Genomic DNA, 24,379 nt, shown 5'->3' on the forward strand with positions numbered 1-24,379 from the left:
CCGGTTCGATCCCGGGCCTGAGCTGTCAGCCGCGCGGGCGCTCCTGGAGGTCGCACATCAGCCTGATGGCATCCGAGCGATCCCCGCCCTCCGGCTGACCGGCGAAGAATTGCAATTCGTGCTGCAGCAGCGTGCGGGCGCCCTCGGTCTGACCTTTGGTAACGAGCAATCCGGCAAGACCCACCGCGGCGCGCAAGCCGAATCCGCGCTGGCCACGCCGGTGGGCGAGCGCGTGGGCCTGCTTGAAATTCTGTTCGGCGAGCCCGGTGTCGTTGATTTGCGCATGTGATGCAAATCGCCCTTCGATACGCAGGCACTCGGCCTCGTACCAGTAATTGCCGCCCCGCCCGAAGACATTGCGCGCCTGATCGAGACAACGTCGGGCGTCCGCCAGCCTGTCGGAGCGGACATAGGCTTCCGCGAGCCAGCAAAGGTACCATGGCAGCTGGTAGACGACGTGCGCCATCTGCAGGAAATCGCGCTGCTTCTCGAGCACGTCGATGCCTTCCGCCAGCCGGCCGCTTTCAATGTCGGCCCAACCGAGGAATGTCCGCGCCACCGAAATCCACAGCGGCAGCTCCCGTCTGATCGCCCCCTCGAGCGTCCGCTGTGCGAGCGCCCGCACCGTCTGGACGTCCCGCTCCAGCGTGTAGAGCATGCAGACATGCGCGTAGGCGTAGCCGAGGGTATGGGCATGCGCCAATTGCTGCGCGTGCTTAAGTGCCTCCCGGCCATGCTTGATCGCATCAGTCACCCGGCCCACCAGCCAGCAGCATATGCACAGGTTGGACAGACTGGTGACCTGCACATCCGTGCCGTACGTCACGGCCGTCGCACGGTCGGCGGCAGCATCGTAGAGCTTGACCGCCCGGTCGAGATGGACGCAGGCCTGCTCAGTCTCCCCGTCGAGCAACGACGTGCCGAGCAGCCGGTGGCCGACCATCCGATCGGCCCTCGTTCCCTTTTGCTCGGCGAGAGTCAGAAAGTCCTGCGCCAGCGTGCCCGCCTCGCGAACGTTGCTTGCGACGCGTAAATAGGACCATCTTGCGTACAGCGCCGGAAAGATGCGCGTATCGTTGTCGAGAGCGCGGCACAGATCGATGGCACGACTGCTCACATCCGCGACCGCATCCGCGCCAAATCCCCGCAATGCGATCGTCGGCCCGATCAGCGCGATCTGGACGTTCAGCTCCAGATTATCCCGCTCAAGTCCCGCTGGAAGCCTCCGGATCTCCTCGAGCGCCATGTTGAGCTCGGCGATCGCCTCCAGATTTGCCGAACGTTCCGCTGCCTGCTGGGCCGCCTTGAGCCGCATCTGCGCCGCTCGGGAGGTGCGTCCGGCCTCGGATAAATGCTGCGCGAGATAGCCTGGTTCCGTGATGGCAACTTCGGGCAGATGGAGTTCGATCTCCGCAGCCACGCGGTCGTGCAGTTCCCGTCTCTGGCGCTTGAGAAGCGAATAATAGGCGACGTCACGGACCAGGGCGTGCTTGAAGGAATAGACCTTTTCGTCGTCGTCGCGCTCAAGCCCGATCAATCCAGACGCCCGCAGGCGCTCGAGGGCGGGGTCGAGGGCGTCCTGAAGCTCACCCGCAACGGCAGCAAGAAGCCGATGCGGAAAGCTTCGGCCAATCACCGACGCGAGCTGCGCGACCGCCTTGGCATTTCCGAGCCGCTCGAGACGCAGCATCAAGGAATCGTAGAGCGCCGACGGCACCTCCGAAGGCCCGCTGGCGCCGACCGTCCTGACGCCCGGATCGAGCTGGCCGGTCTCGACGGCTGCAGCCGCCAACTCCTCCACGAACAGCGGCACACCGTCTGATCGCGCGACGATCTGCTGGATCAACTGGCTTGACAGCTGCTTGTCGCGAACGACCGATCCGGCGAGATCGCGGCATTGCTCGTCGTCAAGGCGCTGAAGCACGATGCGCAGGATCGTCGGCGAGACGTTGCCGATGATGGACGACCGGCTAGTGACGACCAGGAGAGACCGCGTGCCATCGACCTGGCCGGCAATGCGCTCGATGATCTCGATCGTCGAGGGATCGGCCCAGTGAAAATCTTCAACCAGGATCAGGCTGGCCTCGCCGCGCGACTGCGAGGTCAACAACCGCACGGCCGCATCGCGCGTTTTACGGCGCTGCTCATGCGCGTCGGGAATTGTCGGGCCTGACACCATCGGCACCGGTAAACCGAGCATCCGGCCGATCAGCGTCAACTGCTCCTCGTCGCCGCCGGACGTCGCGGCCATGAAATCACGCAGACGCGCCGAATTCACCTCGGCGTCCTCGTCCCTGGCAATGCCAATGCGTTGCTCCAGAGCTCTGATGATCGGGTATAACGGCGTGTTCTGATGCGGAGCGGAAGCCTGGATCGCCAGGATCAGATCATCCGGCAATGCGGCCCTGTCGATCAGCTCCAACGCCAGGCGCGACTTGCCGATCCCGGGCTCCCCGGTGATCTCCACCGTACGCCCCTGCCCGGTCGTCGCCAGCTCCCAAGCCTGCAGCAACTGGCCGAGTTCAGTCACCCTGTCGATGAGGCGCGAGGCATTGCGGTGGCGGGCGCGATGGCCGGCGCCATCTTTCGGCGTCTCGCCCGCGACGAGAAAGACCTCGACCTTGCGCGACAATCCCTTGAGCGACCGCATGCCGAGCGGCTGCAAGGCGAATTCGCCGCGCAGGAGACGCCTGGTCTCACCACTGATCACGAGCGAATTGGGCTCGCCCATTTCCAGCAAGCGGAATGCGATGTTGGGCGTCTCGCCGACGATCTCCGTCGCATCGTGCACATGGCCGGGCCCCGCCTTGCCGATCACCGCGACACCCGTATGGACCCCGATCCGAACGCGAAGCGGTTCCTGGATCGCCGCCGTGGCGCGTTCGCTCAATTCTTGAAGTTCGCGCAGCAACGTCAGGCCAACGCGGACCGCACTCTCCGCTTCGTTCTCCGAAGTAAGCGGATAGCCGAATTCCGCACGAATACCGTCGCCGATGTAGTTGACGACGCTGCCACCGGCATTGCTGATGCATCGCGAGCTTATCGCTTGGAATTCCAGCAATAATTCTCGCAAATCCTCGATGTCGCAGCGCTCGGAGAGGCCCGTTGAATCAACGACGTCGCAGAACAGGACGGTCAGTTGGCGGCGTTCGGTTACTCTGTCTTGAGACTCGTCCATCACTCATCCCGGAATTCTGACAATGTTCCGCGGTTCGATTTGGCGCCGCTGCCATCTTTCCTGAGCGTCCAGAGATTGCACCCTTCTCCCGAGAGAAGTCCACGCTGCAGTGACCGATATTCGGTCAGCCATACTGTCCCGTCACAACGACGACAGTCCCAATCCAGATCAGAAGGCACGCTTCGTCTGACGGCTCTGAGCCAGTCCTGACGGGCTCAGAGCAGGTTGGCAAAGAATGGGTTCAGCATGCGCCCGGACGGATCCTCTTGCTTGACGTGCGCAGAGAACTGCGTCCATCGCTGCCCATACGCCGCCGTGACATGCTGCTTCGTGATGAACGGACTTTGATTCAGCAAAGGAATGCCGTTCCTCTTGTACGCAAACTCATTGAACTCCTTCAAAAACCCGTCCCACGCCGGCCTGTCCGTATAAGCGTGAATGGGGTCGACTGAAAAAATGTCTCCGTCATGCGAATAGGACAGCAACGAATGCTCGTCCTTACGAATGAAATATGAGCCAAGCGCCATGTTGCAGCGAAAGTCATGGTCCTCGAAATACTTTTCGCTGAAGTCCACGTAGTCGCGCAGAACATTCAGCCATTCGTGGCGCGGAAAGGCCCAGAATGTAAATGCATATCGCGCCGACGGCGGCGTTTGGCTGTAGTCGATCGTCTTGTCGGGATTGTACAGGGTGGCTCCGCCGGCCAGGTGCAGGAATGACATCAACAGCCTATTGCCGACGAACCACGTGTCGAGCGTCGCATCCCTGAGAGGCTTGGTCGGGACGCTGCTGTCGATGAACCTGCCAACGCGGGCTTCCGCATAATTCCAGAGCTTCCGGCGGCTGGCGGCGAACAGCGCCCCCAACGGTCCAACCCTGTCGATGGGATGTCGCGTCTGAAAGTGCGCCTTTCGGCCGACCGTCCAGCAGATCAGGCCTCGCGACGCATCGATGATCCCATCCACTTCCTTCTCGGTCAGTTGTCCGATCGGGCGCGGCAAATATCTGAAGTGGATCGCCTCCAGCGGCTTGATGCGAAAGGTGACCTCGTAAATCACGCCGCACAGTCCGTAACTCGAGCGCATCAGGTACATCAGGCCCGGGTTTGTGGCCTCCGACGCTTCCGCCAGATCGCCGCTGGGCGTCACCCACTTGATCGCTGTAATGTAAGAGCCGACCTGCCCGAACTCGCCGCCATCCAGGCCATCCTTGGTGTGGCAGCAGGCTGCCGCACCGAGCGTCATGTTCCCGATCTCGATATTGGTCACGAACTGCAGATTCATCGCCCGCAACACCCGCGACGCGGCAATGAACTGGAGGCCCGCTTCGGCCGTGAACGTCATGCTGTGGGGATCGATCTTGAGGATGCGGCTCATCCGGGACATGTCGATGATCGTCCCGTCCGAGGATGCGCACGGCGTCAAGGAATGATAGCTGCCCATCGCCCGAACAGGACTTGGGTAGCCGTCGGCGTCCCTCAGGATCGATTGAATCTCGTCGACGGAGCGCGGCGACACGAGTTGCGCGGGAGAGCTTGTGATCCCGCCATCGTAATTGCGAACCATATTGCCCATCTGCGTCACCCCCTGGACGGCGAAACACGCAACTCAAGATGGCTTTTCGGTCTTGCCGACGCCGGTGTCGGCCTGGTTCTCACGAGGTTGAAGTGCGTTGACGCGCAGCTTTGCCCCCGCTCACGCAAATTCAGCCGGGTCGCCTGTGCACCCCACGGCTGTATGGCATCCTATCCGAGCGAATATTCAACCAACAGGAAAAATTGAATGCCCGGCGACCGCGGCCTCCAGCAAGTCACGTTGGCAAGCGGGCACTTTGGTGCTATTGAACCACATTTATTGGTTGCAAGCCCAATTTATTCACGCGTTTGCGTTTGGGAGTGCCAATGTCCCGAGAGAACGATGGTTTTGTCTTCCATCGTGGCCTGCTCCAAGGTGTCCTGGATATTGTGTTTCGGGCCATCAACTTCTTCGCCAGATGGGACCACCTGCCGACCCTGCTCGCGGCCGCAAATCTTTCGGTCTTCCGCAACCGGCTGCGGGAGCACAATCTCCACCATACCGGCTACGGGACGACATCGCCTGGCTGGAGCACTGGCAACGAGCGCTGGCGGTCCGCCGACGGCTCATTCAACAGCCTCGATCATCCACGCATGGGCATGGCTGGCGCCCGGTTCGGACGCAATTTTCCGCTGCCGGAATGCGTGCCGGACAGCGGCAGCGATCTGCTCGACCCCAGCCCGCGCGTGATTTCGCAGGAATTGCTGGCTCGCCACACCTTCATTCCCGCGACCAGCATCAATCTGCTTGCCGCCGCCTGGATCCAGTTCGAAACGCACAATTGGTTCAGCCATGGGTTGCCGAAGCCGGGCAACGAATTCAAGATTCCACTTCCGCCAGGCGACGACTGGCCTAAAGAGGAGCTGATCGACGGCTGCATGAAGATCCGTCGCACGGTTTGCGACGCATCAACGCGCGAACCATGGCTCGGCGCCACCCCGACATTTCGCAACCTCAACTCGCACTGGTGGGACGCCGGACAGATCTACGGCAGCAGTCGCGAAAGGCAGATGCAGATTCGCTCCGGGGTCGATGGCAAGATCGCGGTCGGCAACGACGGAATGCTTCCAGCCGATCCAGATCATCAGGGAGCTGATCTCACCGGCTTCAACGACAATTGGTGGGTCGGGCTCGGCCTGCTGCACAATCTCTTCGCACGCGAGCACAACGTCATCTGCGATGGCTTGAAGACGCGGTATCCGACCTGGGGCGACGAGGAGCTGTTCCAGCGCGCGCGCCTGATCAACGCGGCCCTGATCGCCAAGATCCATACCGTCGAATGGACGCCGGGCATCCTCGGCCATCCTGCGCTCGACCTCAGCATGCACGCCAACTGGTCGGGGATACCGAACCGGGTGCTGCGCGCGGTGCTCGGCAAGGACAGCGAAGCCGCCTACGGCATCATCGGCTCTTCGACCGACCAGCATAGCGCGCCCTACGCGATGACCGAGGAATTCACCGCCGTCTACCGCCTGCACCCGCTGGTCCCGGACAAGATGGAGGTGCGGAAGCTCGATACCACGGACTCGAAATCCTACGATCTGGTCGATATGCAGGGACGAGCCTCCCGCGCGTTCATGCAGACTCACGGCTTCGTCGACCTGCTCTACTCTTTCGGCACGGCTCATCCCGGCGCCATTCGCCTGCACAACTACCCCAACTTCCTTCGCAAATTCACAAAGGACGACCAGCCGCTGCTCGACGTCGCCGCGATCGATATCATGCGCGACCGCGAACGCGGCGTGCCGCGCTACAACCGCTTCCGCGAGTTGGTCGGCAAAAAGCGGGTTACGACATTCGAGGAAATCACCAGCATTCCCGGCGCGGCAAGGAAGATGCGCGCGATCTACAAGGGCGACGTCGACCGCGTCGATCTGATGGTCGGGCTGTTGGCCGAGGACCTGCCGGACGGTTTTGGCTTCAGCGATACCGCCTTCCGCATCTTCATCCTGATGGCATCGCGGCGTCTCAAGAGCGACCGCTTCTTCACCGACGACTACCGGGCGGAAGTCTATACCGACTTCGGTCTCGACTGGATCCAAAACAACGGAATGAAATCAGTACTGCTGCGGCACGTGCCGCAACTCGGCCCGGCGCTCGAGGGCGTCAACAACAGCTTTGCCCCCTGGAACGTATCGGGAGGCTGAGCCATGGCTCTCGTCATCAGCATTCCGGGCCTTGTCCGCCTCGCGATCGTTCGCGATCCGGACGAGCTGCTCCGCGTCAATGATGCGGGGACGGTCACCCGACCATTGTCCGGCCGCGGTGGCCTATTCAATCGCTCGGTCGCGGCAAAGCTCGCGGCTTTTCGCACGGCTGATGGCGATATCTGGCCGGCGTTTCGTGACCGGTACGATCCGTTGCGCGCGGTGCATCAGGCGAAGCTCGAATCCAGGCTTTCGAACGTCGAGCCACTGTTGCAAGACATCGCGCCGGAGATCACCGAGCTCGGAAACTATGTCGGCGGCGGGCATGCGCATCGCGGCATGGGCGTCGTCGTTCAGCAAGCAGTGGGCCGGCTCTTCTTCGCCGACTATGTCGCGAGCGAGGAGTCCTATGAGGCAGCGCGGACGTTGCAGGCCTGGCTGTCGGCCTGGCCGCTGCGCGCGTGCTGGATCAAGCACAGCGGCGCGTTGAAGGCCTCGCTCGATCGGATCGAGGCGGCCTCGCGCGGCAATATGGCTTGCGCGCATGCAACAGCGCTTGCATTGGAGAATCTCGTTATGTCGATCGAGCTGATGCGCGAGCTGGCACGGCATGGCGATAATCTGGCGAAGATCGAACCACAGGAAGCGGCGATCCGCACCCTGCGCGCGCCGGCACGCGTGGTCCGCGAGACGCGCGACGGCGATTTCATAGGGACGCTCCGGCTGCGATCACGAACATTGATCCTGCTGGCGCTTGAGGATGCCCACCAGCAAGACGCCGCCAAGCTGGGCTTCGCATTCTTCACCGGCACCTGGAATCAGTGCCCGGCGCACGGCCTCGTCCCGACCTTGCTCCGCAAGGTCTGGGAGGCGGCCAAGACCAGCGCGGAAAGACGTGCGTGAACAACGCCGCGCAAGATTGCCGCCAAGCGCCCTAGCAAGCGAGCCTGTCGGCAATCCCGCCAAAATCCCTGGCGACGATGTCCCAATTGCCGGTGGCCTCGAAGTCCACCTTCTGCAACGGACCGTACTCGGTCGGCCGGGCCACGAACGCCGTCTTCAGCCCGTTCTTCTGGGCGGCGCCTAGATCGCCATTGTGGGCAGCGACCATCATCACCTCTTCCGGCTTGAGGCACAGCAGACGCGCGGCGCCGAGATAGGTCTCGGGATCGGGCTTGTAGTGCTCGAACAGCTCGGCCGACATGATGAGGTCCCAGGGAAGGCCCGCAAACTTCGCCATGTTGGTGAGCAGCGCCACGTTGCCGTTCGAGAGCGGTGCGATCACGAACTTCGTCTTCAGCCGGGTCAGGCCGGCGACGCTGTCGGGCCAGGGATGCAGACGGTGCCAGCCCTTGGTGAGGTGGTCGAGATCGGCGTCCGTGAGGCCCTTGATTGCAAACTTCTCGACCAGCTTGTCCAGCGAGCGGCGGTGCAGGTCGTCCAGCATAACATAGCCACGCTCGGGGTGCTTGCGCACGTCGTCCATGGAGGCCGTATACATGGCGCGCCAGCCGTCGACGAGGGCGGTCCAGTCCGCACTGATGCCGCGCCCCTTCGCCCACCACATGAAGTCGGTGATCAGGCTGGTGCGCCAGTCCACGACGGTGCCGAACACGTCGAAGACGAGGGCTTTGACGGCGGTGAGATCGGACGTCGTGGTCATGCTTGGCTCCGCTGATTTTCCTCCGGCCGGCTGGCTCCGGTCGAGATCGAGGGCTTTAAAGCATGATCCCTTTCATGCAACAATAGCGCTAGTCGGTCACACCAAGCACGTCCAGGACGAGCCCGGTGACCGGTATCAACCAGCCGGAGTGCAGCACATCTGCCATGACCGTCGCCGTTGCATATATCTTGCTCGAGGATGCCCGCCTCCCCAATGAGAGAGCTTTAATCGAGACGCTGCGCGTTCGTCATCCCGGCCTGCGGTGGGACAGCTTCCCAGCCGCAGCAAGCAACGACATCGACGGTCCGATGTTCATCCGCGTCGACGATCATCTCATGACGATCCTGTTGATGCCCGCACCCATGCCCTACGATCAGCAAATGTGGCAGCGCGCCTCATGGGTATGGCCCGAAGCCTTCCACGCAGCAGGCCGCCACCGAGCGCATCTCGTCGTCTCGACGATGGGCTCTGCCGAAAACATCGCAGAAACCAAAGCGCTCGGGTTCGCTGAGAATGCGCGCCTCACGACGGCCTTTGTCGGCGCCGTGCTCGAAGCACTGCCTGGCTGCCTCGGCGTCGTCTGGGGCGGACAGGTTGGACGCTCTCCTGAAGAGTGGCTCGAGCAGTCACCGCGCGCGTTCGATCCCTTTCCGGATCACCCATACACTCTATGGATGGAGATCGTGCACTTCGTGAGCGGAAAGACGATTGGCGCGTACACGACCGGCCTATCCTCATTCATCGGACGAGAGATCGAATTTGAGGTGGACGGGCTTGACCAACGCGGCGTCACCGTTCGCGTCGCCAACGCTTCGTCCTATTTGATTGCAAATGGCCTCGACAAAAACTTCGATAGCTTGAAGGTGTACCAGGACGATGACGAGAACGTCGGTGCCTTTTTAATACTCCACCGCAGCTCGCGATTTGGGATAGGGCCAGTGGTTTCGTTCTCCTCTCTTCGCGATCGAGCCGGAAGGCTTAAGACCTACCCGATCATCCCCGCCTCTATCGCCCGACATCACCCGCTTCTGGTCATGCTGAGCAAGGTCGGGCTTTTTGATCCGACCAAGACTGAAAATCAAATCGAACTGCGACCAGATCACTACGTTTCGGAAATCCGTCTCGATAGCCTGGATGACGGACTGTCAGGCGCGCTGTCGAAAATGCTCGCAACAGACGCCTATGCCGAGGCGGACACGAGAGCGCGACGCGCCCTCGCCAGCGGAGACATCGCTTCCGCGAGGTCTTTTCTTCTGCCTTGGGCCACGGAAGTCGGCCAGCTTCAATCGGCAGTCCAGCTCGCACTGACCCTGTGCGATGCCTTCATGTTCATGCCGGCGCCGCCTCGCCACCTCTAGCAGACGACACGGAATGATTGGATGCCCACTCGCGGTCCATCCGCGGCGACCGTCCGTCTGAGTCAGCCGTACGACCGCGCGCTGGACGATCGCGGCACTCAATCCAGATGGAACTTCGCCAGCTCGCGGTGCTCGGCCTTGATGTAGCGCACCGTGCCGGTGACGGAGCGCATCACCACCGTCTCGGTCTCGATCACGCCGTCCTTGCGGAACTTGACACCCGACAGCAGCGAGCCCGTGGTGACGCCGGTGGCGGCGAACAGACAATCGCCGCGCGCCATGTCCTCGATGCCGTAGATCATCTTGGGATCGTTGACACCCATCTTGGCGGCACGCTCGATCTTCTCGCCGGAATCGAGGATCAGGCGGCACTGCATCTGGCCGCCGATGCAGCGCAGCGCCACGGCCGCAAGCACGCCTTCCGGTGCACCGCCGGTGCCGAGATACATGTCGACGCCGGTGTTGTCGGGGTCGGCGCAGTGGATCACGCCGGCGACGTCGCCGTCGGTGATGAGGCGCACGGCGGCACCGGTCGAGCGCACGCTCTCGATGATGCTGGCATGGCGCGGACGGTCGAGCACGAGCACGGTGATGCCGTCAGGCTGGACGCCCTTGGCCTTGGCGAGGCGGCGGACGTTTTCGGCCGGCGTGGCGTCGAGCTCGACGACGCCCTTGGCATAGCCGGGGCCGATCGCGAGCTTCTGCATGTAGACGTCGGGCGCGTGCAACAGCGTGCCGCCGTCGGCCATCGCCATCGTGGCGATCGAGCCCGGCATGTTCTTGGCGCACAGCGTGGTGCCTTCGAGCGGGTCGACCGCGATGTCGACCTGCGGGCCGGCGTTCATGCCGACCTTCTCGCCGATGAAGAGCATCGGCGCCTCGTCGCGCTCGCCCTCGCCGATCACGATGGTGCCTTCGATCGGCAGCTTGTTGAGCTCGCGCCGCATCGCGTCCACCGCGGCCTGGTCGGCCGCCTTCTCATTGCCGTGTCCGCGCAACCGCGCCGACGACACCGCCGCCCGCTCCGTCACGCGCACGATCTCCAGCGTGAGGATGCGCTCGAGCAACGCTTGCGGCGGGACTGAAATATGGGTCGACATCGGCTAACTCCTTCGAAACAGTTTTGGACGGAAATCTCCGCCCGCATCAACTCGCAACACCTGCGGTTCGTTCGAACCGCATCGGTTCAGTTCTTCTCGATCCGTATCACCTGCGGCCGTCCGCTGATCACCTTGTCCTTCTGCACGGCGGCGAGCGCGCGGCGCACGGCGTCCTCATGCGTGGCATAAGTGATCAGGATGACGGGCACGGGCACCGCCTTGCCGTCGGCGGGCGCAGCGCCGCCATTGGGATGACGCTGCACGATCGACTCGATCGAAATCTTCTGCTCCGCAAGCCGGGTCGCGATCGCGGCCGCCGTACCCGGGAAGTCACGCGCCAGCAGGCGAATGTAGTAGCCGCCCTCGTGCCGCTCCATCGGCGCCTTGCTGGTGTCGCGCAGCTGCGCGATCGGCCGGCCGAACGGATTGGCGCGGATGCCGCGCGCGACATCGGCGATATCGGCGACGACGGCCGATGCGGTCGCGGCGCCGCCGGCACCGGGCCCGACCAGCGTGATCGGCGGAATGCCCTCGCCATCGATCGTGACCGCATTGGTGACACCCATCACCTGCGCGATCGAGGAGGATTTGGGAACCATGGTCGGATGCACGCGCTGCTCGATGCCCTTGGCGGTGCGAACGGCAACGCCGAGCAGCTTGAGCCGGTAACCGAGCTCGTCGGCCGCGCGCAGGTCCTCCGGCGCGATGGATGAGATACCCTCGACATACACCGCGCTTTGAGCAACTTTCGTGCCGAAAGCGAGGCTGGCGAGGATCGCGAGCTTCTGCGCGGTATCGTGGCCGTCCACGTCGAAGGATGGGTTGGCCTCGGCATAGCCGAGCCGCTGCGCATCCTTGAGACATTCGGCGAAGGACAGGCCCTCCTGCTCCATCCGGGTCAGGATGTAATTGCAGGTGCCGTTGAGGATGCCGTAGACGCGGTTGATGCCGGTTCCCGCAAGACCCTCGCGTAACGTTTTGATGACGGGGATCGCGGCGCCGACGGCTGCCTCGTAATTCAGCGCACCGCCGTGCTTTTCGGCGGCCTTCGCCATTTTCAGGCCGTGCTTGGCGAGCAACGCCTTGTTGGCGGTGACGACGGACTTTCCGGCGTTGAGCGCAGCTTCCACCGCAGACAGCGCGGGATCGCCGGCGCCGCCCATCAGTTCGACGAAGCAGTCGATACCGGGATGCGTGGCCAGCGCCATCGGATCCTTGACCCATTCGACGCCGCGCAGGTCGACGCTGCGCTTCTTCGCCTTGGAGCGCGCGGTGACGGCAACGACGCGAATACCGCGGCCGCTGCGGCCCGCGAGCACGCGCGCCTGCGTTTCAATCAAACGGACAACTTCGGCGCCCACGGTGCCGAGCCCCGCTATGCCCACTTTCAGGGGTGCAACCATGATGCCTTGGAAAACCTGTCGAAGAGAACTTAACGCCGATTGGCGAGCGGAACCACGTTGTGCAACGTTTCGATGCCGCTTTCAAGGAAGCGGCGCACGCCGCGGGCGGCCTGCCTGATCCGTTGCTCGTTTTCCACCATGGCGATGCGGACATATCCTTCACCATGCTCGCCGAAACCGACGCCGGGCGAGACCGCGACCCCGGATTTCTCGACCAGAAGGGTTGCGAACTGCATGCTGCCGACGCTGCGGAAGGCCTCCGGCAGCGGCACCCAGGCGAACATCGAAGCCTCCGGCGGCGGAATCTCCCAGCCGGCGCGCCCGAACGATTCTACCAGCGCGTCGCGGCGCTTGCGGTAAGTGTCGCGCATCTCCCTGATGCAATCGTCGGGGCCGTTCAGCGCGGCGGTCGCGGCAACCTGCACCGGCGTGAAGGCACCGTAGTCGAGATAGGATTTGACGCGGGCAAGAGCTGCGATCACGCGCTCATTGCCGACCGCAAAGCCCATGCGCCAGCCGGCCATCGAATAGGTCTTCGACATCGAGGTGAACTCGACGGCGACATCGATCGCGCCCGGCACCTGGAGCACCGAGGGCGGCGGGTTGCTCTCGTCGAAATAGACCTCGGCATAAGCGAGATCGGACAGGATCAGGATCTCGTGCTTCTTCGCGAAGGCGACGAGATCCTTGTAGAAGTCGAGGCTCGCAACATAGGCGGTCGGGTTCGAGGGATAGCAGACGACCAGTGCCAGCGGCTTCGGGATCGAATGCACGATCGCCCGCTCCGCCGCCTCGAAGAACTGCGGCGTCGGCTCAGAGGGCACCGAGCGGATGACGCCGCCAGCCATCAGGAAGCCGAAGGCATGAATCGGGTAGCTCGGGTTCGGACACAGGATGACATCGCCGGGCGCGGTGATCGCCTGCGCCACGTTGGCAAACCCCTCCTTCGAGCCGAGTGTCGCCACCACCTGGGTGTCGGGATTGAGCTTCACGCCAAAGCGGCGGTCGTAGTATCCGGCTTGCGCCTTGCGCAGGCCGTTGATGCCGCGGGAGGCCGAGTAGCGGTCGGTGCGCGGCTTGCCGAGCGTCTCCTTGAGCTTCTCCAGCACATGTGGCGGGGCCGGCAGATCCGGATTGCCCATGCCGAGGTCGATGATATCGGCGCCTGCATTCCGCGCGGCCGCCTTGGCCCGGTTGACCTGCTCGAACACGTAAGGCGGAAGGCGGCGGATGCGGTAAAATTCTTCCATGGCTCTCTGGGCTCCGGGCAACCGGTCAAGACAGAATCGACAGGCAATGAGGCGGATCGGAAAGGCTACTGCTCCTCGCGCAAAACTCACTCAAGATCAAATACTTGGAGTGATTTTCGGCGACAAGGGCTGAACACCTTCGCCCTGACTCTCGGCTGATTTGAAGTCTTTTTAGCACGGCGCGGCGGGGGCGCCAGCGATTACCTTGCGCTGCCTCATTTGGCGTCTTTGGCAGCGACGGCCTGGCGGTCGCGTGCAGCTGCAAGCTCTGCCTCGATCTTGGCGCGCTGGTCCGGCGGGATGACCGCCTGATCACGATCCGGCGGCAGATCATGGACCGGGAGGTAGCTGCTGGGCTCTCGGGGATGGGCTTGCGCATCCGCGGGGGTCATGTCCGCGAGCTGGCTCGAGCAGCCGCCCAGGGCAAACGCCATCAGCAGCAGCGCGCCGCCAATCGGCAGCTTCCTTTGCAGGTCCCTCAACGCCAACACCTGGGAAATCCCCTACTCGTCCCAATGCAAGGCTGCCGGGAGCTTAACCCACCAACCTGCCCAAGCTCAAACCATTGCTGCCCACAAATGGTACGAGCGAGAAAACGTCCAAGGCCCACTGCCGAGAGAAGTGCACCTCGATTGTGACAAAAGCATGAGGCTTTGTCGCAGTGCAGCACATCTTGGAGCGTGTTTAACGTCAAACATGCGAGCTTCGCGGTGACGAATACGGAATGAATCGTTACTGTTCTGCCCATGAGCACCGCCACGACCGACACGCCCAAATCCGAGACGAAGTTCGATGCGGAAGCCTTCGCGATGAATGTCGCGCGGGCGATGGAGAGCGGCGGCAAGGCGCTTGCCGCTTACCTCAAGCCGCGCGAGAGCGGCGAGGTGCAGGATCGTCCGCCGGCCGAGCTCACCGAGGTCGTGAAGACCTTCACGTCGGTCGCCGAATACTGGCTGTCGGATACCTCGCGCTCGTCCGATCTGCAGACCAAACTCGCCAAGGACTATCTCGACCTCTGGGGCTCGGCGGCCCGCCGCATGGCCGGTCAGGACGCCCCACCCGCGATCGCCCCCTCGCCGCGCGACAAGCGCTTTGCCGACCCGGAATGGAAGTCGAACCAGTTCTTCGATTTCGTGATGCAGCTCTATCTGCTCACGACCAAATGGGCGCAGGAACTGGTGCGCGACGCCGATGGGCTCGATCCGCAGACCCGCCGCAAGGCGGAGTTCTACATGCAGCAGCTCACCAACGCGCTGTCGCCGTCCAACTTCGTGCTGACCAATCCGGAAGTGCTGCGCGAGACCGTGGCGAGCAGCGGCGAGAACCTCGCACGCGGCCTGAAGATGCTGGCCGAGGATATCGCCGCCGGCAAGGGCATGCTGAAGATCCGCCAGTCCGATCCGGACAATCTGGTCGTCGGCGTCAACATGGCGACGACGCCGGGCAAGGTGATCTACCAGAACGAGATGATGCAGCTGATCCAGTACTCTCCGGCCACGGAGACCGTGCTGCGCACGCCGCTGCTGATCGTGCCGCCCTGGATCAACAAGTTCTACATCCTCGATCTCAAGCCGGAGAAATCCTACATCAAGTGGTGCGTCGACCAGGGCATCACCGTGTTCGTGATCTCATGGGTCAATCCCGACAAACGGCTCGGCAACAAGAGCTGGGAAGACTACATGAAGGAGGGCCCGCTCGCGGCGATGGACGTGATCGAGAAGATCACCGGCGAGATGAAGGTGCACACCGCCGGCTATTGCGTCGGCGGCACCATGCTCGCGACCACGCTGGCCTGGCTCGCCGAGAAGCGTCGCCAGCGCGTGTCGTCCGCGACGTTCTTTGCAGCCCAGGTCGACTTCACCCATGCCGGCGACCTCCTCGTGTTCGTCGACGAGGAGCAGATCGCGTCCCTCGAGCAGGACATGAAGGCGGCCGGCGTGCTCGAAGGCTCGAAGATGGCGATGGCCTTCAACATGCTGCGCTCCAACGACCTGATCTGGTCCTACGTCGTCAGCAACTATCTGAAGGGCAAGCAGCCGAGCGCGTTCGACCTGCTGCACTGGAATTCGGATGCGACGCGCATGACCGCGTCGAACCATTCCTATTACCTGCGCAACTGCTATCTGGAGAACCGGCTGTCGACCGGCACGATGGTGCTCGACAACACCCTGCTCGATCTCTCCAAGGTCAAGGTTCCCGTCTACAACCTCGCCACCCGCGAGGACCACATCGCGCCGGCCGAGTCCGTGCTGTACGGTTCACAGTTCTTCGGCGGCCCGGTGAAATATGTGCTGTCGGGTTCGGGCCACATCGCCGGCGTCGTCAACCCGCCGGCCTCGAACAAATACCAGTACTGGACCAACGACAACATCAAGGACGTCACCGTCGCCGAGTGGATGAAGGGCGCGGTGGAGCACAAGGGATCGTGGTGGCCGGACTGGCGGCAATGGCTGGGCGAACTCGATCCCGAGGAAGTTCCGGCGCGCAGCGTCGGCAGCGACGCGCTGCCTCCGATCGAGGACGCACCCGGCAGCTATGTCAGGGTTCGCGCGTAGCGGAAACTTCCTTGCGCATGGCGCAATCTTGCGCGCTTACGTATAAGCTCACTTTCAGCACGGCGACGACAGAGGGGACCGGACTATGACGCGTGAATTGTTCTGGCTGACATTGACGGTGATCCTGACTGGAATCCTCTGGATTCCCTACACCATCAACCGCTGCCAGATTCGGGGGCTGAGTGGCGCGATGGCCAATCCCTCGCGTGGCGACAAGCCGCAGTCGGAGTGGGCCAACCGCCTGATGTTCGCGCACGACAACGCGGTCGAGAACCTCGTGCTGTTCGCGCCGCTGGTCCTGATCCTGAACGCGATCGACTATTCCACGAAATGGACCGTGCTCGCCTGCGCCGTCTATTTCTGGTCACGCGTGGCGCATCTGATCGTCTACGCGCTCGGGATTCCGGTGTTCCGGACGCTGGCTTTCACCGTCGGCTTCCTCGCCCAGGCGGTGCTGGCACTGGCGATCTTCAAGGTGTTCTAGCGATCAGGCTTTGCGAACGACGACATTCAGCATGTTGGCTGGCGTCTGGTCGAAGCTCTGGATCACTGAGGTCTCGGACGACAGCGTGATCCACGGCCCCGCGCTGGCATAGGTCGCATCTAGCCATTCGGGCGAGACGTAGCTGTAGTAGCGCCCGAGGCTGTCGCGGCCGTCGCTCTCGCCCATCTTGTAGCTCGCATAGAACACGCCTGATGGTTTCAGCGCGCGATGAATTCGCCCGAGGATACCGGCGAGTTCGTCGCGCGGCACATGCAGCAGACAGGCGCTTGCCCAGACGCCGTCGTAGGCCTCGTGCGCCTCAAGCTGGTCGAACCGCATCGCCTCGACCGGATGACCGAGCCGCTGTGACGCGATCTCCGCCATTTCGGGCGAGCCATCGGTCGCACGCACCGAAAACCCTTCGGCCAGCATCACCGCGGAATGATTGCCGGCCCCGCAGCCGAGTTCGAGGATCGCGCCGCCTGGCGGCAGCAGGGCCAGAAAGCCACGCAGCCGCGTCGAGGGCGCCTTCGCCCAATCCGCGTAGGACTGGGCGTTGCTCCGATAGAATTGCAGGGTCGCTTCGTCCACCGCAGTACCTCGTGTCATGGAAACAGCGCGATCTGCTCCAGCCCCGCCGTCTCGGCAAGCCCGAACATCAGGTTCATGTTCTGGATCGCCTGCCCGGCCGAGCCCTTCACCAGATTGTCGAGCGTGGAAATCACGATCGCCCGGTTCTTGATACGATCGGCGACGACGCCGATCTGCACATAGTTGGAGCCGCGCACATTCTGGGTCTGCGGCAGCACGCCCTTGCTGGCGACATGCACGAAGGGCTCGTTGGCATAAGCCTGTTCCAACGCGGTTCGCAGATCGTCCGGCGTCGCGCCGTTGAGCTTGACGTAGGACGTGCACAGTTCGCCGCGCGCCATCGGAATCAGATGCGGCGTGAAGTTGATCGTCACCGCGGAACCGGCGGCGACGCCGATCTCCTGCTCGATCTCGGGCGCGTGCCGGTGGGTGCCGACCGAATAGGGCGACAGCCCCTCGCCCGCCTCGCTGAACAACGTGTTCTGCTTCAGCCCGCGGCCGGCGCCGGTGACGCCCGATTTCGCGTCGATGATGATGTCGTCGATATCGATCAGTTTGGCCTTCGCGAGCGGCACCAGCGCGAGCAGCGCCGCCGTGGGATAGCAGCCGGGACAGGCGACCAGCCGCGCCGAAATGATCTTCTCGCGATAGAATTCGGTCAGGCCATAGACCGCTTCGTCCTGCAATTCGAGCGCCCGGTGCTCGTGGCCATACCATTGGGCGTAGGTGTTCTTGTCCCGCAGCCTGAAATCGGCGGACATGTCGAGGACCTTGATCTTGGGATTTGCCTTGAGGACCGAGGCGATGATCTCCTGCGTGGTGCCGTGCGGCAGCCCGCAGAACACCGCATCGAGCTTGCTCCAGTCGACCTTTTCCCATTCCACGAGTTTCGGCAGGTCCAGCATGAAGAAATGCGGAAACACCTCGCCCATCGACTTGCCGGCGTGGGTGTTGGCGGTGAGTGCGATGATCTCGGCATTCGGGTGCCGCGCCAACAGGCGCACCGCATCGGCGCCGGTGTAACCGGAGGCGCCGAGAATGCCGATCTTCTTCGAGCTCATCACGCGTACCTTTCAGGCGTCATTTGATGGTCTTGCCGGGGTCAAAAGTTGCTGCGTCGCCTCGTCCAACGGATTGGCCGTGCGCGCGACGCTTGATCGGCTACTGGTCGGCAAGGCCGAGCATCAGCCGCATGTTCTGCACGGCCGCGCCCGAGGCGCCCTTGCCGAGATTGTCGAGCCGGGCGACCAGCACGGCCTGGTGGTGCTTGTCGCTGGCGAAAACGTAGAGCTCGAGCTGATTGGTGTCGTTCAGCGCCTCCGGCTCGATCCGGCCGCCTTTGGTTGCGTCGTTCTGGAGCGGCATCGCCGAGACGTATGTCGAGCCGGCGTAACGCTTGGCCAGCGCGGCTTGCAGGTCCGCGCCTGTCGGCTTGCCCGGCAGCGTGTCGAGCTGGAGCGGGATCGAGACCAGCATGCCCTGCCGGTAGTTGCCGACCGACGGGACGAAGATCGGCCGCTGCGTCAGGTTCGAATAGAGCTGCATCTCCGGCAGATGCTTGTGCTCGAAGCCGAGGCCGTAGAGTTCGAAGGACGGCGCGCTGCCGTCTTCAAAGCTTGCGATCATGGACTTGCCGCCGCCGGAATAGCCGCTCACCGCATTGACGGTGACGGGATAGTCTGATTGCAGCAGGCCGGCATCGACGATCGGCCGCAGCAATGCGATCGCGCCGGTCGGATAACAGCCGGGATTGGAAACCTTTTTCGCGGCCTTGATCTTGCCGGCCTGGTCCGGGGTCAACTCGGGAAAGCCGTAAGCCCAGTCGGGCGCGACCCGGTAGGCGGTCGAGGCGTCCAACACCTTCGGGCCGGAGGTGCCCATGCTGTCGATCAGCGCGACCGTTTCCTTGGCGGCGTCGTCCGGCAGGCAGAGGATGACGAGATCCACCTCCTCCATCAGCGCCTTCTTGGCCGCGGGATCCTTGCGCTTGTCGTCGGGAATCGTCTTCACAGCGACGTCACCCTGCAGCTTCAGCCGCTCGTTGATGCCGAGGCCGGTGGTGCCGGAGCCGCCATCGACGAAGACGGTGGCGGGCTTCTTCGCCGTGCCGGCGGTCGGGGCTTTCGTGGTCTCAGCAACGCTCATGGCACGCTCCTTTCGAGCTTGTTGGTCTCGTCCGCGAAGGCCTCCGGCCTCACGTCCTGCATCAATTGCGCGATCTCTCTGGCGTCGGCGGCAGGCTGCGCACCGAGCGCGTTGGCGATCGCGGTGTAGTCAGCATCAGACTTGTGCTGGTTGAGCTTGAAGCTGCCTTCGACCTCTTCAACCGTCATCACCAAGCCCACGATCCCCTTCTTCAGCGCCTCGAGACGTCCGGCTGTCATCTTGCCCGACGTCCACGGCTTCTTCGGCAAGAGCCAGCTCTCGAACTTGTCGCTGAGCGTGTCGATCTGCGTCGCCAGCTCATCGTCCGACAACAGCTTCACCGGCCCGGTCAGATGGACCGACTGGTACAGCCAGGTCGGCACCTGATCCGGCGAGACGTACCAGTCGGGCGACACATAGGCATCGGGGCCATTGACCGCGAGCAGCCAGGACGTCGTCCCGTCCGCAAGCTTTAGCAGCGGATTGTGACGGGCGACATGAAAGGCGGCCTGCGGCGTGCCGTCATCGGCATAGGTCAGGTAGAACGGCAGCGGCGAGGCGATGGGCTTGTGGCCGTCAAAGGCGCACATGGTGCCGAAGCCGCGCTCCTCGGCGAATTTCAGGCTCGCGGCGCGGTCCGGCTTGAAAAAGGGTGGCGTGTACATCGTGGTCTCCTGCTGGGCTCCTTGGGGGGCCGCCGGATCAGATCGCGCTGACAGGAGAGAGAATGCCGCGGATCGGGTCCAGCGGCAAAGACGATGATCTCAAACGCGATCGACCGCCCAAACCGCTAAAGAGCGGCGGCGGCGACGGGCGAACAGAATGGTCGCGGCGTTGATCATGGCGCGCGGCTATACGGCCAGTCTCGGTTCCCGTCAAGGTTCAAGGCGTCAGATCACCCGCCAGATCCATTCCATGACCTTCGCGATGACGTCGCCGAACAGCAGCAGCGCCGCCGACCAGATCAGGGCCGAGATGAAATTGGCCGCCTGGAAGCTCCAATAGGGCATCTCGAAAATGCCGGCCGCCAGCGGCACCGAGGCGCGCAACGGGCCGAAGAATCGGCCGATGAAGATACTGGGCACGCCCCAGCTGCGCACGAAGGCCTCGCCCCTCGGCAGGATTTCCGGATAGCGCGAGAGCGGCCACATCTGCGCAACCTTCTCCTTGTAGCGATAGCCGAACCAGTAGGAGACCCAGTCGCCCAGCGCGGCGCCAAGCCCGCCGGCAATCCAGACGGGGTAGAAGCTGATGCCGCTGGCGCCGATCAGCGCGCCGATGGCGACCAGAGCCCCCCAGGCCGGGATCAGCAGCGAGATGAACGCCAGTGACTCCCCGAACGCCAGCAGGAACACGACCGGAGCCGCCCAAGCCTGGTGAGCACGCACGAAGTCGGCCAGCGCGTGCGCAAACTGCTCCATTCCAGATCGCCTTCCCCGCCCCGTCACAGTCCCGTCAGATAAAAAGACTGGTAAGCCAAGGGCTTGTGTGACATCAAGTCACAAAGACCGGCCCGGACCGGCCCGAGGTGTCAAATTGCCGGGAAGTGCTGGGCCTCCGGCGTAAAATCGCCGGCATTGCTCCCCAACCAGACCCGCCCGGCCGAGCTGCGGTGACCTTTCCGGGCCAGCCGTGCCATAGTCGGCCGAACCGATTCGCCGCCTGCGCGGCCTTCAAAGCACATCAGAATACATGTCCAAGCAATTGAAGCCTAAAGCAAAAGACGATTTCTTCGGCGGCGACGAGCCGAAGGCCAAGGCGCCCGCCAGGGGCGCTTCACGCGCGAGCGGCGCGGAAGCCGACTACACAGCGGCCGACATCGAGGTGCTCGAAGGCCTGGAACCGGTGCGGCGCCGGCCCGGCATGTATATCGGCGGCACCGACGAGAAGGCGCTGCATCACCTCTTCGCCGAAGTGATCGACAACTCGATGGACGAGGCGCTGGCGGGGCATGCGACCTTCATCGGCGTCGAGCTGAGCGCTGACGGATTCCTGACCGTGACCGACAACGGCCGCGGTATCCCGATCGATCCTCATCCGAAATTCCCCAAGAAGTCGGCGCTCGAAGTCATCATGTGCACGCTGCATTCGGGCGGCAAGTTCGACAGCAAGGTCTACGAGACCTCCGGCGGCCTGCACGGCGTCGGCATCTCCGTGGTGAACGCCCTCTCCTCGTTGCTCGAGGTCGAGGTCGCGCGTAGCCAGAAGCTCTACCGCATGACGTTCGAACGCGGCCACCCCAAGGGCAAACTCGAGGATCTCGGCAAGGTCAACAACCGCCGCGGCACGCGCGTGCGCTTCAAGCCTGACACCGAGATCTTTGGCGCCAAGGCCGCGTTCAAGCCGCAGCGCCTGTTCAAGATGACGCGCTCGAAGGCTTACCTGTTTGGCGGCGTCGAGATTCGCTGGAACTGTGCGCCCGAGCTGCTCAAGGGCGTCGAGGACGTTCCGGCGGAAGCCACGTTCCACTTCCCCGGCGGCCTCAAGGATTATCTCGCCGCCGCCATCCACGCCGACACCTTGGTTCATCCGGATATCTTCTCCGGCAAATCGGGTCGCAACGGCGCACATGGCGCCTGCGAATGGGCTGTGGCCTGGACCGCGGATGCCGACGGGTTTCTATCCTCCTACACCAACACCGTGCCGACGCCCGATGGCGGCACGCATGAATCGGGCCTGCGCAGCGCGCTGTTGCGCGGCCTGAAGGATCACGCCGAGCGCGTCGGCCAGGGCAAGCGCGCCTCGTCCATCACGTCCGAAGACGTGATGGTCGGTGCCGCCGTGATGCTCTCGGTGTTTGTGCGCGAGCCTGAATTCCAGGGCCAGACCAAGGATCGTCTCGCCACTGCCGAAGCGCAGCGCATCGTCGAACAGGCGATGAAGGATCCGTTCGACCATTGGCTGTCGGGCAATCCGAACATGGCCAACAGGCTGCTCGACTTCGTGATCGACCGCGCCGAGGACCGGCTGCGCCGCCGCCAGGAAAAGGAGACCGCGCGCAAGACCGCCGGCAAGAAGCTGCGGTTGCCTGGCAAGCTCGCCGACTGCACCGATGCCGGCACCGACGGGTCCGAGCTCTTCATCGTCGAGGGTGACTCGGCAGGCGGCAGCGCCAAGCAAGCCCGTGATCGCAAGACGCAAGCCGTGCTGCCGCTGCGCGGCAAGATCCTCAACGTCGCCTCCGCCGGCAAGGACAAGCTGACGGCGAACGCCCAGCTGTCCGACCTCGTGCAGGCCATCGGCTGCGGCCAGCTCGCGCAGTATCGCGAAGAGGATCTGCGCTACCAGCGCATCATCATCATGACCGACGCCGACGTCGACGGCGCCCACATCGCCTCGCTGCTGATCACCTTCTTCTACCGGCAGATGCCGCGACTGATCGACGAGGGCCACCTCTTCCTCGCGGTGCCGCCGCTCTACAAGCTCACGCACGGCACCAAGTCGGTCTACGCCCGCGACGACAAGCACAAGGAAGAGCTGATCAAGAGCGCGTTCAACGCCAACGCCAAGGTCGAGGTGAACCGGTTCAAAGGCCTCGGCGAGATGATGCCGGCGCAATTGAAGGAAACCACCATGGATCCGGCCAAGCGGACCATGCTGAAGGTGGTCCTGCTCGCCGACGACCGCGACACCACCGCGGATTCAGTGGAGCGCCTGATGGGCACCAAGGCCGAGGCCCGCTTCGCCTTCATCACGGACAAGGCCGAATTCGCCAATGATGACCTGCTTGACGTCTGATGCGGCGATCTGCCGACGCGTAAAAGGCCCCGGTATTCGCCGGGGCCTTTTCGTTTTCCCGTGCGCTACGGACGCGGCCGGCCGGGCCATCAGCATGCTCGATTCGCGACTCGGCCAACGACTCAGGCCGTCAAGGCCGAAGCAAAATTACCTCCACTTTGGACAAAGGCGACTTTCCTAACGAAATCTTACCGAAGCCGACACCTTAGATGCCGTCGTAACGTGTTATAATAACTCACTTTTCTTAAAATCAGGCGATGAGCCCCAAAGACCGTACCGGCTGGCGTTTTCAGCCAAGTGTGCCTGACCTGCAACAGCATTTCGGCGAGAACCGTCTATAGTTGGGGCATCAGATGACACGAACTTCAGTGCGCTCGCGCCTGCTACAGACCAAGGTTGGGGATTTATCATGAAGAAGATTTTGCTGGCTCTGACCGCGGTTGCGGCAATGACTGGTTCGGCCTCGGCCGCTGACCTTGCTGCTCGCCCCTACGTGAAGGCCCCGATGGCAGCTCCGGTTGCCAACTGGACCGGCTTCTACATCTTCGGTGGCGCCGGCGGTGGCCTTTCGAATGCCGACCAGCACGTTCGTGACACCCTCACCGGCACCCCGCTGACGATCGATCAGCGCCAGGGCGGTTCGGGCTGGTTCGGCACCGTTGGTCTCGGCTACGATTGGCAGTTCAGCGGCACCTGGGTCGCCGGCGTGTTCGCCGACGGTCAGTTCGGCAGCATTCGCGCCACGATCCAGGATCCGATCTTCGGCATCACTGGCTCGCAGAAGCTGGAAGACTCCTGGGCCGCTGGTGTCCGCCTCGGCTGGCTGGTTGCTCCGAACGTCCTCTCCTACGTCAACGGCGGTTACTCCGGCGCTCACTTCGGCCAGACCAACTTCCAGACGCTGGCCGGCGCTCCCGCTGGTGCCCACCTCAACAGCTACAACCGCAACGGCTGGTTCATCGGCGGTGGCGTCGAGAACAACCTGAACATCTTCGGCATCCAGTCGCCCGGCTGGTTCATGAAGACCGAGTATCGTTCGGCCTTCTACAACGCCAAGACGCAGGATGAACTGATCGACGGCACCAACCTGCCGACCGGCAACAGCATCCGCGCCAACAGCTGGAACCAGACCATCTCGACCTCGCTGGTCTACCGCTTCAACTGGACCGGTCCGGTCGTCGCCAAGTACTGAT

Annotated in this window: 19 protein-coding genes; 7 read left to right on the forward strand and 12 right to left on the reverse strand. The window is 63.2% G+C overall.

All coding sequences use genetic code 11. The features are described from left to right. Nucleotides 1–25: 25 nt before the first annotated feature. Entirely contained in the window at nucleotides 26–3,178 is a 3,153-nt protein-coding gene (locus FNV92_RS19545) for an ATP-binding protein (RefSeq protein ID WP_244623830.1), read from the reverse strand. Nucleotides 3,179–3,393: 215 nt separating this feature from the next. Further along, nucleotides 3,394–4,752 (reverse strand): FAD-binding protein, encoded by a 1,359-nt coding sequence (locus tag FNV92_RS19550; RefSeq protein WP_143844976.1) that lies wholly within the window; start codon nucleotides 4,750–4,752, stop codon nucleotides 3,394–3,396. 326 nt (nucleotides 4,753–5,078) lie between these two features. Here FNV92_RS19550 and FNV92_RS19555 point away from each other — a divergent pair, with 326 nt between their 5' ends. Beyond that, complete coding sequence (locus tag FNV92_RS19555; protein ID WP_143844975.1) at nucleotides 5,079–6,899, forward strand: peroxidase family protein; 1,821 nt, start codon at nucleotides 5,079–5,081, stop codon at nucleotides 6,897–6,899. A 3-nt stretch (nucleotides 6,900–6,902) separates the two neighbouring features. After that, entirely contained in the window at nucleotides 6,903–7,802 is a 900-nt protein-coding gene (locus FNV92_RS19560) for a hypothetical protein (RefSeq protein WP_143844973.1), read from the forward strand. A gap of 31 nt (nucleotides 7,803–7,833) precedes the next feature. Here the strand turns inward: FNV92_RS19560 and FNV92_RS19565 are convergent, their stop codons facing one another. Continuing rightward, nucleotides 7,834–8,562 (reverse strand): haloacid dehalogenase type II, encoded by a 729-nt coding sequence (locus FNV92_RS19565; RefSeq protein ID WP_143844971.1) that lies wholly within the window; start codon nucleotides 8,560–8,562, stop codon nucleotides 7,834–7,836. A 125-nt stretch (nucleotides 8,563–8,687) separates the two neighbouring features. Between FNV92_RS19565 and FNV92_RS19570 the strand changes: the two genes are divergently transcribed. Beyond that, nucleotides 8,688–9,920, forward strand: coding sequence for a hypothetical protein (locus FNV92_RS19570; protein WP_143844969.1), 1,233 nt, complete (start codon nucleotides 8,688–8,690; stop codon nucleotides 9,918–9,920). A 98-nt stretch (nucleotides 9,921–10,018) separates the two neighbouring features. Here FNV92_RS19570 and glpX read toward each other — a convergent pair whose 3' ends face one another. The 4 genes from glpX to FNV92_RS19590 all read right to left on the reverse strand — a co-directional run bounded on the left by glpX (nucleotide 10,019) and on the right by FNV92_RS19590 (nucleotide 14,164). Next, on the reverse strand, nucleotides 10,019–11,020 hold the full coding sequence (glpX, locus tag FNV92_RS19575) for a class II fructose-bisphosphatase (protein ID WP_015686400.1): 1,002 nt from the start codon (nucleotides 11,018–11,020) through the stop codon (nucleotides 10,019–10,021). Between the two features lie 86 nt (nucleotides 11,021–11,106). Beyond that, nucleotides 11,107–12,423, reverse strand: a complete 1,317-nt coding sequence (locus tag FNV92_RS19580) for a homoserine dehydrogenase (RefSeq protein ID WP_143844967.1) — start codon at nucleotides 12,421–12,423, stop codon at nucleotides 11,107–11,109. Nucleotides 12,424–12,452: 29 nt separating this feature from the next. Beyond that, on the reverse strand, nucleotides 12,453–13,673 hold the full coding sequence (locus FNV92_RS19585; RefSeq protein ID WP_015686402.1) for an LL-diaminopimelate aminotransferase: 1,221 nt from the start codon (nucleotides 13,671–13,673) through the stop codon (nucleotides 12,453–12,455). A 215-nt stretch (nucleotides 13,674–13,888) separates the two neighbouring features. After that, nucleotides 13,889–14,164 (reverse strand): hypothetical protein, encoded by a 276-nt coding sequence (locus FNV92_RS19590; RefSeq protein ID WP_015686403.1) that lies wholly within the window; start codon nucleotides 14,162–14,164, stop codon nucleotides 13,889–13,891. A gap of 255 nt (nucleotides 14,165–14,419) precedes the next feature. On the opposite strand from FNV92_RS19590, the gene FNV92_RS19595 reads away from it, so the two are divergent. Next, nucleotides 14,420–16,228, forward strand: a complete 1,809-nt coding sequence (locus tag FNV92_RS19595) for a PHA/PHB synthase family protein (protein ID WP_015686404.1) — start codon at nucleotides 14,420–14,422, stop codon at nucleotides 16,226–16,228. An 85-nt stretch (nucleotides 16,229–16,313) separates the two neighbouring features. Next, on the forward strand, nucleotides 16,314–16,712 hold the full coding sequence (locus tag FNV92_RS19600; protein WP_143844966.1) for an MAPEG family protein: 399 nt from the start codon (nucleotides 16,314–16,316) through the stop codon (nucleotides 16,710–16,712). Nucleotides 16,713–16,715: 3 nt separating this feature from the next. Here the strand turns inward: FNV92_RS19600 and FNV92_RS19605 are convergent, their stop codons facing one another. The 5 genes from FNV92_RS19605 to FNV92_RS19625 form a co-directional block, all read right to left on the reverse strand. After that, a complete protein-coding gene (locus FNV92_RS19605) occupies nucleotides 16,716–17,303 on the reverse strand; it encodes a class I SAM-dependent methyltransferase (protein ID WP_143844964.1) in 588 nt (195 codons plus the stop codon). 14 nt (nucleotides 17,304–17,317) lie between these two features. After that, nucleotides 17,318–18,364 carry an N-acetyl-gamma-glutamyl-phosphate reductase gene (argC, locus tag FNV92_RS19610; protein ID WP_143844963.1) on the reverse strand — a complete coding sequence of 349 codons (1,047 nt, stop codon included), beginning with the start codon at nucleotides 18,362–18,364 and terminating at the stop codon, nucleotides 17,318–17,320. 100 nt (nucleotides 18,365–18,464) lie between these two features. Further along, the gene (argC, locus tag FNV92_RS19615) at nucleotides 18,465–19,448 is read right to left on the reverse strand and encodes an N-acetyl-gamma-glutamyl-phosphate reductase (RefSeq protein ID WP_143844961.1); all 984 of its coding nucleotides are present in this window, start codon (nucleotides 19,446–19,448) and stop codon (nucleotides 18,465–18,467) included. After that, nucleotides 19,445–20,113 (reverse strand): FMN-binding negative transcriptional regulator, encoded by a 669-nt coding sequence (locus FNV92_RS19620; RefSeq protein ID WP_143844959.1) that lies wholly within the window; start codon nucleotides 20,111–20,113, stop codon nucleotides 19,445–19,447. The genes argC (FNV92_RS19615) and FNV92_RS19620 overlap by 4 nt, the downstream gene beginning before the upstream one ends. A gap of 225 nt (nucleotides 20,114–20,338) precedes the next feature. Then, nucleotides 20,339–20,869, reverse strand: coding sequence for a DedA family protein (locus FNV92_RS19625; protein ID WP_143844957.1), 531 nt, complete (start codon nucleotides 20,867–20,869; stop codon nucleotides 20,339–20,341). A gap of 271 nt (nucleotides 20,870–21,140) precedes the next feature. Here FNV92_RS19625 and parE point away from each other — a divergent pair, with 271 nt between their 5' ends. Next, nucleotides 21,141–23,186 (forward strand): DNA topoisomerase IV subunit B, encoded by a 2,046-nt coding sequence (gene parE / locus FNV92_RS19630; RefSeq protein WP_143844955.1) that lies wholly within the window; start codon nucleotides 21,141–21,143, stop codon nucleotides 23,184–23,186. Between the two features lie 409 nt (nucleotides 23,187–23,595). Then, nucleotides 23,596–24,378, forward strand: a complete 783-nt coding sequence (locus FNV92_RS19635; protein WP_143844953.1) for an outer membrane protein — start codon at nucleotides 23,596–23,598, stop codon at nucleotides 24,376–24,378. Nucleotide 24,379 lies beyond the last annotated feature (1 nt).

The sequence above is a fragment of the Bradyrhizobium cosmicum genome, assembly GCF_007290395.2.
GTDB classification, from domain to species: Bacteria; Pseudomonadota; Alphaproteobacteria; order Rhizobiales; family Xanthobacteraceae; genus Bradyrhizobium; species Bradyrhizobium cosmicum.

What these genes read in the sequence shown, in the direction of transcription:
- FNV92_RS19545 (WP_244623830.1), bottom strand. Translation starts at nt 3,178, where the DNA reads ATGGACGAGTCTCAAGACAGAGTAACCGAACGCCGCCAACTGACCGTC.
- FNV92_RS19550 (WP_143844976.1), bottom strand. Translation starts at nt 4,752, where the DNA reads ATGGGCAATATGGTTCGCAATTACGATGGCGGGATCACAAGCTCTCCC.
- FNV92_RS19555 (WP_143844975.1), top strand. Translation starts at nt 5,079, where the DNA reads ATGTCCCGAGAGAACGATGGTTTTGTCTTCCATCGTGGCCTGCTCCAA.
- FNV92_RS19560 (WP_143844973.1), top strand. Translation starts at nt 6,903, where the DNA reads ATGGCTCTCGTCATCAGCATTCCGGGCCTTGTCCGCCTCGCGATCGTT.
- FNV92_RS19565 (WP_143844971.1), bottom strand. Translation starts at nt 8,562, where the DNA reads ATGACCACGACGTCCGATCTCACCGCCGTCAAAGCCCTCGTCTTCGAC.
- glpX (WP_015686400.1), bottom strand. Translation starts at nt 11,020, where the DNA reads ATGTCGACCCATATTTCAGTCCCGCCGCAAGCGTTGCTCGAGCGCATC.
- FNV92_RS19580 (WP_143844967.1), bottom strand. Translation starts at nt 12,423, where the DNA reads ATGGTTGCACCCCTGAAAGTGGGCATAGCGGGGCTCGGCACCGTGGGC.
- FNV92_RS19585 (WP_015686402.1), bottom strand. Translation starts at nt 13,673, where the DNA reads ATGGAAGAATTTTACCGCATCCGCCGCCTTCCGCCTTACGTGTTCGAG.
- FNV92_RS19595 (WP_015686404.1), top strand. Translation starts at nt 14,420, where the DNA reads ATGAGCACCGCCACGACCGACACGCCCAAATCCGAGACGAAGTTCGAT.
- FNV92_RS19600 (WP_143844966.1), top strand. Translation starts at nt 16,314, where the DNA reads ATGACGCGTGAATTGTTCTGGCTGACATTGACGGTGATCCTGACTGGA.
- argC (WP_143844963.1), bottom strand. Translation starts at nt 18,364, where the DNA reads ATGAGCTCGAAGAAGATCGGCATTCTCGGCGCCTCCGGTTACACCGGC.
- argC (WP_143844961.1), bottom strand. Translation starts at nt 19,448, where the DNA reads ATGAGCGTTGCTGAGACCACGAAAGCCCCGACCGCCGGCACGGCGAAG.
- FNV92_RS19620 (WP_143844959.1), bottom strand. Translation starts at nt 20,113, where the DNA reads ATGTACACGCCACCCTTTTTCAAGCCGGACCGCGCCGCGAGCCTGAAA.
- FNV92_RS19625 (WP_143844957.1), bottom strand. Translation starts at nt 20,869, where the DNA reads ATGGAGCAGTTTGCGCACGCGCTGGCCGACTTCGTGCGTGCTCACCAG.
- parE (WP_143844955.1), top strand. Translation starts at nt 21,141, where the DNA reads ATGTCCAAGCAATTGAAGCCTAAAGCAAAAGACGATTTCTTCGGCGGC.
- FNV92_RS19635 (WP_143844953.1), top strand. Translation starts at nt 23,596, where the DNA reads ATGAAGAAGATTTTGCTGGCTCTGACCGCGGTTGCGGCAATGACTGGT.